This is a genomic window from Vitreoscilla massiliensis (assembly GCF_001457815.1).
GTDB classification, from domain to species: domain Bacteria; phylum Pseudomonadota; class Gammaproteobacteria; order Burkholderiales; family Neisseriaceae; genus Vitreoscilla; species Vitreoscilla massiliensis.
This window is the reverse complement of sequence record NZ_LN898219.1, coordinates 375,166-390,758: the sequence shown is the minus strand read 5'-3', so window position 1 is coordinate 390,758 and position 15,593 is coordinate 375,166. Positions and strand designations below refer to the sequence as shown.

General features: G+C 43.5%; 10 protein-coding genes and 1 pseudogene. 8 read left to right on the top strand and 3 right to left on the bottom strand.

Annotation, left to right across the window (positions count from 1 at the left end):
• Positions 1-18: 18 nt before the first annotated feature.
• The 3 genes and pseudogenes from BN3003_RS07480 (at position 19) to BN3003_RS07470 (ending at position 7,118) form a co-directional block, all read left to right on the top strand.
• Positions 19-2,273, top strand: a pseudogene (locus BN3003_RS07480) (type I restriction-modification system subunit M).
• A complete protein-coding gene (locus tag BN3003_RS07475) occupies positions 2,273-3,637 on the top strand; it encodes a restriction endonuclease subunit S (RefSeq protein WP_058356012.1) in 1,365 nt (454 codons plus the stop codon). Before BN3003_RS07480 ends, BN3003_RS07475 begins: the two are co-directional and overlap by 1 nt.
• A 229-nt stretch (positions 3,638-3,866) precedes the next feature.
• The gene (locus BN3003_RS07470) at positions 3,867-7,118 is read left to right on the top strand and encodes a type I restriction endonuclease subunit R (protein ID WP_058356011.1); all 3,252 of its coding nucleotides are present in this window, start codon (positions 3,867-3,869) and stop codon (positions 7,116-7,118) included.
• 66 nt (positions 7,119-7,184) lie between these two features.
• Here BN3003_RS07470 and BN3003_RS07465 read toward each other — a convergent pair whose 3' ends face one another.
• The 3 genes from BN3003_RS07465 to BN3003_RS07455 are packed head-to-tail and all read right to left on the bottom strand — an operon-like array spanning position 7,185 to position 10,792.
• Complete coding sequence (locus tag BN3003_RS07465) at positions 7,185-8,075, bottom strand: LysR family transcriptional regulator (RefSeq protein ID WP_058356010.1); 891 nt, start codon at positions 8,073-8,075, stop codon at positions 7,185-7,187.
• Positions 8,076-8,128: 53 nt separating this feature from the next.
• On the bottom strand, positions 8,129-9,451 hold the full coding sequence (locus BN3003_RS07460; RefSeq protein WP_058356009.1) for an MFS transporter: 1,323 nt from the start codon (positions 9,449-9,451) through the stop codon (positions 8,129-8,131).
• 18 nt (positions 9,452-9,469) lie between these two features.
• The gene (locus BN3003_RS07455) at positions 9,470-10,792 is read right to left on the bottom strand and encodes an NAD(P)/FAD-dependent oxidoreductase (protein ID WP_058356008.1); all 1,323 of its coding nucleotides are present in this window, start codon (positions 10,790-10,792) and stop codon (positions 9,470-9,472) included.
• Positions 10,793-11,032: 240 nt separating this feature from the next.
• Between BN3003_RS07455 and BN3003_RS07450 the strand changes: the two genes are divergently transcribed.
• The 5 genes from BN3003_RS07450 (at position 11,033) to BN3003_RS07425 (ending at position 15,585) form a co-directional block, all read left to right on the top strand.
• On the top strand, positions 11,033-11,401 hold the full coding sequence (locus BN3003_RS07450; protein WP_058356007.1) for a hypothetical protein: 369 nt from the start codon (positions 11,033-11,035) through the stop codon (positions 11,399-11,401).
• Positions 11,402-11,490: 89 nt separating this feature from the next.
• Positions 11,491-12,504 carry a DUF932 domain-containing protein gene (locus BN3003_RS07445; protein WP_058356006.1) on the top strand — a complete coding sequence of 338 codons (1,014 nt, stop codon included), beginning with the start codon at positions 11,491-11,493 and terminating at the stop codon, positions 12,502-12,504.
• 98 nt (positions 12,505-12,602) lie between these two features.
• On the top strand, positions 12,603-13,673 hold the full coding sequence (locus BN3003_RS07440) for a YqaJ viral recombinase family nuclease (protein ID WP_082625596.1): 1,071 nt from the start codon (positions 12,603-12,605) through the stop codon (positions 13,671-13,673).
• Positions 13,674-13,902: 229 nt separating this feature from the next.
• Positions 13,903-14,376, top strand: coding sequence for an antirestriction protein (locus tag BN3003_RS07435; RefSeq protein ID WP_058356005.1), 474 nt, complete (start codon positions 13,903-13,905; stop codon positions 14,374-14,376).
• Positions 14,377-14,446: 70 nt separating this feature from the next.
• Positions 14,447-15,585 (top strand): IS3 family transposase gene (locus tag BN3003_RS07425; RefSeq protein WP_407701090.1). Its coding sequence is split into 2 segments (ribosomal slippage): positions 14,447-14,684 and positions 14,684-15,585, totalling 1,140 coding nucleotides; the frame shifts between segments, so codons are not numbered across the junction.
• Positions 15,586-15,593: the final 8 nt, after the last annotated feature.

The following is a 15,593-nucleotide window of genomic DNA, read 5'->3' as shown; positions in this document are numbered from 1 at the left end:
TCAAAAACGGAAATAAACATGTCTGGTGGTAACTTTTCACAAACAGCAGCATTCATTTGGTCAGTGGCTGACTTATTGCGCGGTGATTTTAGGCAGTCGCAATACGGTCGCATTATCTTGCCATTCACGTTATTGCGCCGTTTGGAGTGTGTCCTTGAAGACAGCAAAGCCAAGGTGGTGGCTGAGTACCAGCGCATACAAAGCCAAAATCTGCCAGAAGAGACACAGGAGAAATTCTTACTGCGTGCCACCAACAAACTGGCATTTTTCAATACCTCACCGTTAGACCTCAGCAAACTGGGGCAAGACGACATTCGTGCCAACCTCAATACTTATGTGCAAAGCTTTTCCAAAGATGCACGTGAGATTTTTGAATACTTCAAATTTGATGAATTCGTGGTGCAGCTCAATGATGCCAACTTGCTGTACAAAGTGGTGCAGAAGTTTGCCACCACCAATTTAAGCCCTGATGCCATTTCCAATCATGAGATGGGTTTGGTGTTTGAAGAGCTAATCCGTAAGTTTGCTGAAAGCTCAAACGATACCGCAGGGGAACACTTTACCCCACGTGACATTGTGCGCCTCACTACTGCTTTGGTATTTACCGAAGACGATGCAGCCTTGAGCAAAGACGGCATCATCCGCACCATTTACGACCCAACCGCAGGTACAGGCGGCTTCTTGTCTTCAGGCATGGAATACATGCACGAAATGAATCCAATGCGCTGATGCGCGTGTTCGGCCAAGAGTTGAACCCAGAGTCATACGCCATTTGTAAAGGCGACATGCTCATCAAAGGCCAAGATGTTAGCCTTATCAAACTGGGCAATACCTTGTCCAATGACCAATTGGCATCAGATAGCTTTGACTACATGCTGTCCAACCCACCATTCGGGGTGGATTGGAAAAAAATTGAAGGTGAGATTAAAGATGAGTATGAGCAAAAAGGCTTTGCAGGCCGTTTTGGCCCAGGCTTGCCGCGTGTATCCGATGGCTCATTGCTGTTCTTGATGCACCTCATCAGCAAAATGCGGGACCCCAAAGCACACGGTAATGGCAGTCGCATCGGCATCATTCTCAATGGCTCGCCGTTGTTCACAGGCAGCGCAGGCAGTGGCGAAAGTGAAATTCGCCGTTACATCTTGGAATCCGATTTATTGGAGGCCATCATCGCTTTGCCAACCGACATGTTCTACAACACAGGCATTGCCACCTATGTGTGGGTTTTGTCCAATACCAAACGTGATGAACGCAAAGGCAAAGTGCATTTAATCAATGCGGCCAATCTCAGCAGCAAAATGCGCAAATCGCTGGGCTCTAAGCGCAATGAATTGAGTGAGGCCGACATTGCCACCATTGTGAAAAACTTTGGTGACTTTACAGCCACCGAAGACATGGTGGAAGACAAAGCCTTTAGCAGCAAGATTTTTGCTGCCCATCAATTTGGTTACCGCCGTGTCACCATCGAGCGGCCTTTGCGCTTGTCGGCACAAATCAGCGATGCAGCCATTGCCGCTTTACACTTTGCACCCAAGCCATTTGCCGCAGCCATGCAAACCATACAAACCCAGTTGGGCTTGGTAGTGGATGCAAACTTGGCAAACAGTTTAAAAGACAACACCGCCGAAATTCGGGCACTGTTGAAAGCCGAAGGTGCGGAGTTGAAAGAAAAAGACATTAAAGTCTTATTGGATGCAGGCATTTGGCTCAAGCAGCAGCAATTGGCGCAAGTGACCAAGCAGTTACAGGCTGCATTGGGCTGCGAACAACACGATGACTTCAATGCCTTTGAAACCGAACTCAATGCCACCATGAAACGCCTGAACATCAAACTGGATGCTAAAGAGAAAAAGCAACTGCTTGATGCCATCACATGGAAAAACCCAGAAGCTGAGCCTGTCATCAGCAAAACCGTTAAAGGCAGTGCCAATCCTTTGTATGGGCAATTTGCCTACCAAGGCAAGGTGGTCGAGTTTGCCCAAGACGGTGATTTGCGTGATGCCGAAAACATTGCCTTAAACCCAGCCATCAGCACCACTGAATTAATCGAGAGTTATTTCAAAGCTGAAGTTCAACCCCACGTGCCCGATGCATGGATCAATGCCGACAAGCGCGATGCCCAAGATGGTGAAATTGGCATCGTCGGTTATGAGATTCCGTTTAACCGCCATTTCTATGTGTATGAGCCACCACGTGATTTAGCAGAAATTGATGCAGATTTGGATGCGGTCAGCCGTGAGATTATGGCGCTGTTGCAAGAGGTGCATTCGTAATGGGCAAGTATCAGCGATATGCGGAGTATAAGGATTCAGGGGTTGACTGGTTGGGAGAGATTCCTAGTGGCTGGGAAATGTGGAAATTAAGTCATTCCTATGTAGAAATTGGCTCTGGTACTACGCCATCAACTTCTAATGAGGAAAATTTTGAAGGTGACATTCCTTGGATAACAACAGGAGAGCTTAGAGAAAATGTGATTTTTGATACCAATAAAAAGGTATCTCAAAAGACGATAGAACAGTTTCCAACATTAAAAAAATATCCTATTGGCTCAGTAGCTATTGCAATGTATGGTGCAACAATTGGACGATTGGGAATTTTGGGTATTGAAGCTACAACAAACCAAGCATGTTGTGTAATGACAAAATCTAAGATATTGAATAACAAATATGTTTTTTATTGGTTGCAGGCTTTTAAGAATGAAATCATTCAATTATCTTCAGGTGGTGGTCAGCCTAATATTAATCAGGAAAAAGTTGCTTCATTAAAAATTTCAGCTTCAACAGTTGAAAGCCAGCTTCAAATTACCAAGTTTCTTGACTATGAAACCGCAAAAATTGACCGTTTGATTGCCAAACAAGAACAGTTGATAGCCTTGCTGCAAGAAAAGCGTCAAGCCGTCATCAGCCATGCGGTCACCAAAGGTTTGAATCCCAATGCAACTATGAAAGATTCAGGTGTGGAATGGTTGGGACAAGTGCCTGAGCACTGGGAATGTATAAAAATCAAATACATCACCACGACTTTTGAACAGGGGTGGAGTCCTCAATGCGACTCTCGTCCAGCTGATTCAAGTGAATATGGTGTTCTAAAAGTAGGATGTGTTAATGGTGGCTCTTTTAGAAACTATGAAAATAAAGCTTTACCACCTGAATTAGAGCCACGTTTGCAATATGTAATCCAAAAAAAGGATTTACTAGTTTCCCGTGCAAATACAAAGGAATTAGTAGGAAGTGCAGCTGTTGTTCAGGGTGATTATCCAAATCTAATGCTCTGTGATAAATTGTACCGACTCAAATTATGTAAAGATGTCTTACCGGAAATGGTTGCTTTATATTTATCTATTGGAGTGGTAAGGGAGCAAATTGAGCTAGGTGCGACAGGGGCAAGCCACTCAATGCAGAATATTGGGCAAGAGACAATTAAAGAGCTTTATTACTTGTTGCCACCTTACCAGGAAGCATTAAAGATTTTAGAAAGTGTTCAGCAATCTAATCAAAGATTTGAAGAGTTGGTTACAAAAGCCCAATCAGCTATCCACCTCATGCAAGAACGCCGCACAGCCTTAATCTCCGCTGCAGTCACAGGCAAAATCGATGTCAGAAACTGGCATTCTCCGCATGATGCGATGGTGTTTTAAACGGTATGTTATCTTAACAGACAGTGAGTTCATGACCACCACACATTTACAGGCCGCTTGCTTAAGCGGCCTGTAAACACAAACAAACAGTGTTTTTACCCCAAATGCATGATTAACTTGTTATGATACAAGCTTCAAACAATCTATTAATAATACCGAGTGGACAAGAGTGTGGGCTTAGCCAAGCGACCAGTCAACATCGGTGTATCTGTCTCATAAGGGAATGAGCATGGCAGGCGATAGCAGCAAAGAAAGCGTTTTTCAACAAGACATTATTGCGCAGATGACGGCAAATGGTTGGCAGGAAGGTTCACCTAAGCTCTACAATCGCGAAACCGCCTTGTATGAAGCCGATGCTTTGGCCTTTGTGCAGCAAACCCAAGCCAAAGAGTGGGACAAGTTTGCCAAGCTCTTCCCTGAAAACACCGAACGCCATTTCTTGGATGCTTTGGTGGCGCAATTGAAAAAAGCCGATACCACTGCCACAGATGAAGAATTGCGCAAATGCGGTACTCTGGGCGTGTTGCGCGATGGTTTCAGATGCCGCAATACCCAGTTTGAGATGTGCCAATTCAAACCTGAAAACTCCCTCAATCCCGACTTGCTTGCCCGCTACCAAGCCAATATTTGCCGCATCGTGCCTGAATTGGTGTACAGCCCGTATGCGACCCAAGCGGAGCTGTTGGCCACAGGCAAGCAAGCGAAGAAATGGCGTATTGATTTGGTGTTGTTTGTGAACGGTTTGCCAGTGGCCACCTTGGAGCTGAAATCAGAATTCAAGCAAGCGGTGGAACAGGCCAAAACCCAGTACAAAGACACCCGCCTGCCCAAAGACCCCGCCACCAATAAGCCTGAGCCTTTGTTGACGTTTAAACGCGGGGCATTGGTGCATTTTGCCGTGAGCCAGTATGAGGTGTACATGGCCACACAATTGGCAGGCAAAGACACTTATTTTCTGCCATTCAACCGTGGCACCCACGATGGTGGTGCTGGCAATGATGTACCTGAAGACATTAACCGCTATGCGACAGAATACCTGTGGAATGAAATCTTGCGTCCAGATGTGTTATTGAACATCTTGGGGTATTTTGTGCACTTGCACATTGAAGCACGCGAAGATGCTGAGGGCCGCAAATACAAAAAAGAAGTGATGATATTCCCGCGCTACCACCAATGGGATGTGGTGACCAAGTTGGTACAGGCCGCTAAAGACGAAGGCACAGGACAAAAATACCTGATACAACACAGTGCAGGCTCAGGCAAATCCAATTCGATTGCATGGACGGCACACCAATTGTCCAAGCTGTATCGCAATCAAGATGAAAAGCAATTTCACTCTGTGATTGTGGTGACCGACCGCACGGTGTTGGATGACCAATTACAAGACACGATTTCACAGTTTAATAAGGTGGATGGTGTGGTGGTTCGCATCAACCATAAAGAAGGCACGGGTGCGAAATCTGAAAAACTGGGTAAGGCTTTGGAAGCTTCACAAGCCATCATTATCGTGACCATACAAACCTTTCCGCATGTGTTGGACGCGATAGAAAGCAACATCAGCCTGAAGCAACGCCGCTATGCGATCATTGCTGATGAAGCCCACTCTTCACAAAGTGGCTCCACCGCCCGCCAATTGCGCGAGGTGTTGATGACCGAAACAGCAGAAGATGAGCAAACCGAGGCATCAACCGATGAGAAGTTAAGCGACATCATTGCCGCACGCAAAGGCAGCAGCAACCTCAGTTACTATGCCTTCACCGCAACGCCGAAAGACAAAACCTTGCAGTTGTTTGGCCGTGTGCCCAATCCCAATATGCCGCCGTCTAAAACCAATCTGCCCGTAGCCTACCATGTGTATTCAATGCGCCAAGCGATTGAAGAAGGCTTTATTTTGGATGTGTTGAAGAATTACACCAATTACAAAGTGGTGTACAAGCTGAAGCAAAAGCTGGAAGAACGAGACGATGAGGTCGATTCCAAACGCGCCAAAGTGAAATTGAACCAATGGGTGCGCCTGCATGACCACAATATTGCCCAAAAGGTCAAAGTGATTGTGGAGCACTTTAAAGAGCATGTGATGCACTTATTGAGCGGCCAAGCCAAAGCCATGGTGGTCACAGGTTCTCGCAAAGAAGCAGTGCGCTACAAATTGGCTTTTGACCAATACATTGCCGAGAAGAAATACCCACGGATTACCGCCATGGTCGCGTTTTCAGGCGAAGTCAGCTTCACCGATGATGACCCTCAAAGCACTGGTTTATTGGACCAAAAATTCAATGAATTGAACATGAATCCGTTGTTAAACAAGCGTGAAATGCGCAAAGCCTTTGACAGTGATGATTTCCAAGTGATGATCGTGGCCAACAAATTCCAAACCGGCTTTGACCAACCCAAACTCTGCGCCATGTATGTGGACAAAAAATTGGGCGGCGTGGAATGCGTGCAAACCTTATCACGCTTGAATCGTACCTATCCTGGTAAAGCAGCAGCGGGCACGTTTGTATTGGATTTTTTCAATGAGCCTGATGAAATCCTCAATGCGTTTCAACCCTATTACCAAACCGCAGAATTGGCCGATGTTTCCAATCCTGATTTGGTGTTTGATTTGTTTGAAAAACTGAAAGTCGCCAAGATTTTTCAGTGGAATGAAGTAGAGCAGTTTGCAGAAGCCTTCTTCACCAAAGGCAAGTCGTCTGCCGCCATCAGCAATATTTGTAAGCCTGCGGTAGAACGTTGGACCAAGCGTTATCAAGAAGCAGTTGCGGCCTATAAGATCAGTAAAGAAATGTTTGTACGGACTCAGAAAACGGGAGATGCGGTATTAATTGCCAATGCAGAAAATGCATTGAAAGAAGTGGCCAAAGAAAAAGAACGCTTGGAGCTGTTTAAAAAAGACTTGGGCAGCTTTGTGCGCTTTTATGAGTTTATGTCGCAAATCGTCGATTATGATAACCATGATTTGGAAAAACTCAGCCTGTATGGCCGCTACTTGCGCCCCATGCTGCGCGAACAGATCTCGCCTGAAGATGAGTTGGATTTGAGCAATGTGGAAATGAGTCACTACCGTTTGTCAGAATTGAAAAAGAAAGACCTTAAACTCAAAGCCAATAGCACTGAACACAAGCTGGAACCTGGCAATGACTTGGGCAGCGGCAAAGCCCGTGATGCTAAGCAAGAGTTCTTATCGGTGGTGATTCAACGATTGAATGAAGTATTTGTGACAGACAATCTGACTGAAGGCGACATGGTTAACTACGCTATCACCATTCGAGACAAGCTGTCAGAGAACCAAATTGTGATGACCCAAATCGCCAATAACTCACCAGAACAAGCGATGTTGGGTGATTTTTGGAATTCAGCTGAAGATGCCATTTTTGAAAGCGATGAAGCACACCAAAATCAGAAAATGCAGCTACTGACAGATCCCGCCAAGATGGATCAATTTGTAAGGATTTTGTTTGATATGTTGAAACAGCAATAAGCCAGTAAAGGCGTATTAAGAGGCTTTATTCACCCTATCCCGAGCCTGTCCTGAATTTTCGACTAATCATTTTATAGAAGCAATTAGCCAATCACGAAAAATCTGCGCGTGAGATGAAAGCTTTTTATATTTGGAATTTACCAGATAATCATTCATCCCTGTAAGTGTTTCAAATTGGCTAATTTTTTTCAGAATGTTATTTTTCACTAAGTCTTTAACCATAAACTCCCAGCCTAAAGCAATACCTTGTTTATTGGTACAGGCTGCTAAGGCTAAAGTTACTTGATTGTAAACTAAAGTATCCTTTTGTGGATGGTACTGAGAATGGTTGATTTTCATCCACTCTTGCCATGTAATCCAACGCCATTGATAAGGATCTAATTGAATCAGTTTGTGTTTCATTAAATCATTGATTGTTTTAATGTCTTCAACTGGATAGTCAATATGACAAATTGGACTGATTTTTTCTTGGAATAATAAGAATGTATTCAATGCATCCCATTGACCATTACCATATAAAATACCGAAATCATATGCCTCAATTACTTCAGCACTAATTGCATTGCTTGATGTGATATGGATATTAATATTTGGAAAATCTTCTGAGAATTGATATGTGATGGGCGCTAACCAATAATGAGCCACCGCTTCAGTACAAATAATTTTAATGACATTACTGTCTTCTTGATTTTGAATACGGTTAAATGCTGAGAATATGACATCAATACAAGGAGAAATAGACTCATAGAGAATCCTCCCCTCTTGGGTCAAAGAAACACCACGACTTTCACGTTTGAATAATTGAACACCAAGAATTTGTTCCAAATTAACAATTTGTTTGCTAATCGCACCTTGGGTAACAGCCAACTGCTCTGCAGATTTACTGATACTGCCTTGTTTGGCTACGATGAAAAAGTAATACAGATAATTTAAAGCGCGTATATTTTTGGAATTCATACTTTAAAAAAGCGTAGGTTTAAACCTACGCTTTTATCGTGTAAATAATAGTATCAGTCTGTCAGGTTTGCAGCTGCATGTAAATCCAACGAATTAGTTTCTGGTGCCATCTTATAACTAGCAACTGCTCCAATGAAGGTGATAATTGCAGCAATCAACATAGTATTACCAATACCCAGACCATCCAGTGACATCGGTACGAGATATGTTCCAACTGCAGCACCAATTCTACTCAAAGAAGAGGCCAAACCAACCGCTGTTGCTCGTATCTCAGTTGGGAACAACTCATTTGGATACACGAACTGCAGTATTTGTGTACCACCAATGAAAACAGCATATGCACTGAATAATAATAAAGTAATGGTGGTTGAGCTGTCTGGAAATAAACCAAGTATTAATAAAGCAAGGCCAGACCAAATGAAACTATGAATTAGTAGTTTTCTACGTCCCATACTATTAACAAATTTCAAAGCAGCAATACATCCAACTAAAAATAAAACTGTAATAGCGGCTGATCCAATATTGGCCATGGCTCCATCAAGCTTCAATGCTCCCAGTATCTTTGGTGCGAATGCATATATTGCAAATAATGGAACGATTGAGCATGTCCAAAATACGGTGATAAACCACATTCTTGAGCCATAGCCAGATTTAAACAATTGAGAAACTGAGGCTTTGTTTTCTGGGGCAACTTCAGGTAAATCTTTGATTGAGTAGTTAGGTCCATACACTTTTTCAATGACTGCTTGAGCCTCGTCTAATCTACCTTTACCAATCAACCAGCGCGGTGACTCAGGGGTGCCATGACGCATTGCTAAAAATAACACTCCTGGCAAAGCTGCACTTGCTAACATCCATCTCCAACCATCAGGACCAGAGCGTACTAACATTTCGCCAACGACATAGGCAACGGCAGCACCCACAAACCACATCATAATCATGCCACCAACCAATGGACCTCGGTATTTTCTAGGAACAAACTCTGCCAATAATGAGGTAGCAATAGGATAATCAGCACCTACTGCAATGCCTATGAGTAATCGCCATACAAACAATGCCCATGCGGACTCAACCCAAAACTGCCCAATGGAAAATCCGATAATAGCAATTAAATCTAATGTATATAAAACTTTCCGTCCATATTTATCGGTAAACCAACCTCCAAGAAATCCACCTAAAAACACACCTATTAAGGCCGAAGCTGCAATCAGACCTTGCCAAAAAACAGATAAATTTAATGCAGGTGTGGCCTGTACTAATGCAATACCGATAATACTAAGAACATAACCATCTAAAAATGGTCCACCTGATGAATATATCGTGAGCTTTTTATGGAAACTATTCAGTTCCATATCCTCTAAATTAACTTTCTTCATTATTTCTCCTTTGTATTTTTATATATCGTTGCCAGCTGTAAGTTGTTCTTTATTAATTTTGTATTTGGCACCAAAGCTTCTAAATGGCTCTGGTGGAACCCAGCTAACATGGCTGGTTTTTTGAATAAACTCTAGTTCTTTACTATTGTTACCATAGATCATTTCTGCCATGTAATAGCCTAAATAAGTGCCTTTTGCTACTCCAACGCCATTACATCCGCAAACCATGTAGATATTATCAGAGACTTTTTCAAAAATAGAATTATGATTTAATGTCATGCACAGCATTCCTCCCCAGGTATATTGAAAATCAATATCCTGTAAGAATGGAAAGCGAGCGATAAAAGATTTTCGATGTTGCTTCCAAGCAAAATCACGTTGTTGCTCCGTCGAGTGCAAAGATGCATTGAAGTCAATAATGTTACGAACCAAAATTCGATTATCTGATGTATATCGAACAGTGGTTCCAGCTGGGTGAGCAGAAGTAAGCCCCCACGGTTTAACATCTCTGAAATATTTATCTATATGGTGTTGTGGAAGAGGATTGGTCAAGCTTCCATAAGTAAACACTGGAGCCAATTTGTTTTTGAGAAGACCAAACTCTTCTGTAAAAGAATTGATTGTCTGCACCAAAGTTTTTGCTTTGAGGGTGCCTCCAATTGTATGAATCTGATGCTCATCACCATATTCGATATTAATAACAGGTGAGTTGGAATAGATATTTATTTCATTTTGTAGACCTATTCCAATTCCTCTTATTAATGCAGAGGGATTCATTAGAATATTTCCAGGTGTATATATTCCTTCCTGGTAAAATTCTGTACCTAATCGTTGTGATAACTCTTTGCGTTTAATTCTCTCAAAATCAAATTTGCATTTTTTAAGCACAACTTCAAAAGCATCTAAACCACGAAGATTCGATGTTTCATTGGCAACCATGTATTTGCCTGCATGGTGCCATAAACAATCAATATTGAATTGTTGACGGAATGTATTGAGACGATTAATTGAAAAATTATTGAGATGATAAAGCTGTAGATCATCTTCAATATTATTGTCATTTGCATCAAGATTGTGTGGTAAATCAATGATAAATCCAGCATTTCTACCAGATGTACCTTGTCCAACTTCTAAAGCCTCAATGACAGCAATGGTTTTATTAGGGTAAAGCTCTTTTAACCTATGGGCTGTAGATAAACCCGTGTAGCCGGCGCCGATAATAGCGATATCTGCATATTGAATCCCTTTTAGGGCTTTACCAATTTTAATACCATAATTAGGTGAGCTTAAGTACCAGCCTAAATCACCATCAATTTTTGGTAGTTGTTTGATTGATTTCATTACCTCTCCTTTGAGTGGCAATGTAAACAATCGTGAAGATAATGACTATCGAATTATTTTCATTACAGGTATGAGTGTTTGGAATATCAAATCCTCAGCGATTTTAACTCAAAACAAAATTTATTTTATCTTTCATAAGTAGATTTTAGATTTAATAAATTTTCAAATCCATACCATCAAAGTGAATCCATTGGCCTGCCTTCACGGCAGGCTTTTTCTTTTCCTTTGAAAGGTATGTCTATGCAAAACCCTATTTGCCCCAAATGCAATTCTGCGCACATCGTCACCAAAGACACTGCTAAAACCTATGGTGGCATCATCGGTACGGCAGGTGGTGCCATCAGCGGTGCCACTGCTGCACTGGCTGGTGCCAATATCGGCAGCAAAATCGGTATGGTCGCTGGCCCTGTTGGTATTGCTGCAGGCACGGTGGCTGGTGCACTTTTCGGTGCGCTTTTTTACGGTGCGACAGGTGGCATTGCCGGTTCTCAACTGGGCAAGGTTGTGGATGAGCACGTCCTTAAAAACCTTGAATGCCAAGACTGTGGCTATGTGTTTTCCAGTAAAGAACCCAGTGATATCACTATCAACACCATTTCCATGCCTTGAACGGCAACGAACATCTTTCACTTATTCAACCATATTTGACACTATGACTTAGGCCAAGCCTAGGTCATGGGGCATTTAGGAGCACTCAAATGGCACATTTAGTAGAAACCATGGCCTATACTGGCCTAACCCCTTGGCATGGTCTAGGTAATCAATTGCCAGAGAAACAACCACTGGAAGTATGGGCACAAGCCGCAGGCATGGACTGGCAGATCAAAGAATCACCAGTCCATTTTTCTATCGACAATGTTCACAATGCATCAATGTTTGGCTCATTCGATGAACAGAAAGTCTTGTACCGCAGTGACACCAATTCCGCTTTATCAGTGGTCTCGAATCGCTACCAAGTAGTACAGCCCATGGAGGTATTGGAGTTTTACCGTGATTTGACTGAGCAAGCGGGCTTTGAATTGGAAACCGCAGGCGTACTCAAAGGTGGACGTAAGTTCTGGGCTTTGGCTCGGACAGGGAAATCCACGGTATTGAAAGGCAATGATTTGGTCAATGGCTATGTGTTATTGGCCACCTCATGCGATGGCAGTCTCGCCACCATAGCAATGCCCACTACGGTGCGGGTAGCTTGTAACAACACCTTGTCGATTGCAGTGAATGGTACTGAACAGGCAGTCAAAGTTTCGCACCGTTCCAACTTCGATGCCGATGCGGTTAAACGGCGTTTGGGTATAGCTGTATCGCAATGGGATCAGTTTATGTACGAGATGAAAGTCTTGTCTGAGCGCAAGGTCAGTGTTAAAGAGGCCAACCGCTATTTTGAAACCTTGCTGTCCAGTAACCAAACAGATGTCGTACCTGTCATTGGAGCCAAATCACATTTGAAACTGCTCAATGCACAAACTGAAAGTGTGATGCCGAATGAGCGAGCCTATAAAAAGTTACAGGCCATGTTTAATGGACAAGGTCGTGGTGCGGAATTGACCGCTGCCAAAGACACCGCATGGGGTTTGCTCTGTGCGGTGACTGAGTTTGTCGACCATGAACGCCAAGCACGTTCCAATGAAAATCGCCTGGATTCTGCTTGGTTTGGCAATGGTGGTCAAATGAAACAAAAAGCTTTGGAACAGGCCTTGCAATTGGTGGCTTAATCCGTTTCTATAATATTGCATTATTTCCCTGTGTTGAATGACTTGTTCCCCTGATGGCTGTGGCCATTGGGGGATTTTTTATGTCTGAGAGGAATGTTATGAACTTACCCATCCCTGTAGTTAATACTGCTTCAACCTCAAACTCTGAGCTTATCGCCGCTGATGTAACACATGTGGCCTGTAAATCTTCACATAAACCTAAATCCCAATCCGCTTTACGTCTGGTCAAAACCAAAGACTTGAGCCGTGATGAATGGCTACAGGCCAGACGTTCAGGCTTGGGCAGTTCTGATGCAGCAACAGCTCTGGGCTTGAATCCCTACCAATCCCGTTTGGCTCTATGGATAGAGAAGACACGGCCTGAACAGAGCTTGAATCAAATAGACCCAAGCGACGATACCCATCCCACTTATTGGGGCACGGTATTGGAACCCATCGTCGCCACCCATTACAGCAAGCGCACCGGCAATAAGGTTCGCCGCGTCAATGCCATCCTGCAACATCCAGAGCATCCGTTTATGTTGGCCAACCTAGACCGTGAGGTAATCGGTCAAGCCGATGTACAGATACTCGAATGCAAAACCGCGGGTGCTTACGGTGCCAAGGCTTGGAAAGACGGTGTGCCTGAGTATGTGCTGGTACAGGTGATGCACCAATTGGCGGTAACGGGCAAGCAAGCTGCCGATGTGGCGGTGTTGATCGCAGGGCAGGATTTGCAAATCCACCGTGTGCACCGGGATGAAGAGCTGATTACCAAATTAATTGAATTGGAAGCGCAATTTTGGTGGCATGTGGAAAACAACATTCCACCGTCAGCCGATGGCAGCGACTCGGCAGCCCAAGCTCTACAAGCCTTATTCCAACAAGACAATGGTCAAATTTTGGATTTAATCTTTGATGCGGATATGAATGCTGTGTTTGATGAATTGGTCAAAGTGCGTGCAAGCTTGGAAGAATACAAGACCAAAGAAAGCCTGCTCAAACAACGCATACAGCAAACCATGGCAGAACACAGCCATGTGCAGTTTCGCAATGGCTCTGTATCGTGGAAGAAAACTGCCGATGCTCAAATCTTAGACAGCAAACGCCTAATCCAAGAGCATCCAGAATGGGTAGCCCCATACTTCACCACCCGTGCAGGCAGCAGACGGTTTACAGTATTGGCTTAGCCACAATCACAATATCTGGTGCTTTGTAAGATCAATATGATTGCAAGGCACTTCATGCTGTAGTGCCTATATTCCATGGCCAAACACTTTACTCCAATATTTAACGCTATCGACCTATCTACATCTTTACCATTTCCCAATCCCTAGCCACAGACACAGACACAGACACAGACAGCCACCATAAAGTGGCTGTCTGTTTGTGCAAGTATGCCACCCATAAGGAAAAACCATGACCCAACCAAATAAGCAAGTGCAAACCGACATCAGTGTCTCTACCCACAATGATGGCATCACACCCATCGATAAATTTGAATGTCCCATGCACCAACGCATGGGCTTCTTGCCTCAATACTTGGGCCGTGCCCACGTTCAGTTTCAAAGCCATGTGTACGTCTTTGCCCACCAACTGATTAAGGGCTATGACGGTGGTGGTTGGGAATTTTACCACCTCACTAACGGCGGCTTTTTAATGGAGTGGGATAACTATAAAACCATCACCATCCACAGCCCCAATGGCAGCAGTGCCGAAGTGGACACCGAAACCGCATCCACCATTCTCAACCTGATGGTGTTGTCAGAATTATCGTTCTCTCTATTGGTTAATGCCGACACCTTAGACAAAGTGGTGCATTGCTTTCATGCCTTGCGTGAGTTTGCGCTCAATCACCCAAACAGTGCCACCATCTTGAAACTGATTGATTAGGCATGTAGTGGTCTAATACAACAGGACACATTTCTGAGAGAATATTAATTCCCTTTGAAAGGTCAAAATCATGGCAAAAAAGAGCCCACGCCGTCATTCAGATGAATTCAAACAAGAAACGGTTGATTTGGTGTTGAAACAAGGTTATTCAGTGGCTGATGCTGCTAGAGCAGTCGGTATCACTCCAGCTTTGCTCTATAAATGGAAAGCCAAACTGACTGAACAGCCAATATTGAATGATGATGAGAAGGCCGAATTATTGCGATTGCGCAAAGAAATAAAACAGCTTCGAATGGAGCAAGAAATATTAAAAAAGGCCAGCGCTTACTTTGCGAAGCACGTGAAGTAAGATACAATTTTATTCAACAAAATCAACGCCATTACCCAATTAAGACTCTGTGCAAAGTAATGAAAGTAAGTGTTTCAGCCTACTATGCCTTGGAACCTAAACGGACAAATCTGGTTGAAGTTGGTTTACAAATCCAAATCAGAGCTCTGTTTAACCAACACAAACAACGTATAGGTTCTCGCACAATTAAAGCGTTATTACAACAAATTGGATTCCAAGTCGGAAGGTACAAAGTTCGCAGTGTGATGAGAAAGTTGGGTTTGGTATGTCAGCAGCGTCAAGCATTTAAGGTGACAACCAAACGCAATGAGAGGCACCAAGTTCAATTCAACTTATTGAATCAAAACTTCCAACCGTTGTTTGCCAATGAAGTTTGGGCCGGCGACATTACTTACATCAAAACCAGCCAAGGTTGGCGCTACCTGGCTGTGGTGATGGACTTGTTCTCTCGCCGCATTGTGGGTTGGAGTATGGCTGAACGCATGAAAGCTGACTTGGTGATTCAAGCGTTACAACAGGCACATGTCTTACGCCAACCGCAGTATGGCTGTGTATTTCACAGCGACCGAGGTTCACAGTACACCAGTCGAGCCTTCGCTAAGAAAGCCAGTCAATTAAAGATGCGTTTGAGTATGTCTGATATGGGATGTTGCTACGATAATGCGGTAGTAGAGCGATTCTTTGGCAGTTTGAAATATGAAGGTTTAGGCCATACCACGAGCATGAATGAAAGTGTAGTCAAACAAGAAATCACGCAATTTATTCATTATTACAATTTTAAACGGCCACATACAGCCAACAATGGAATGAGCCCATTGGAGTATGAAAATTCTCAGATAAAAGTGTCCTGCGCGGCTTGACCACTACA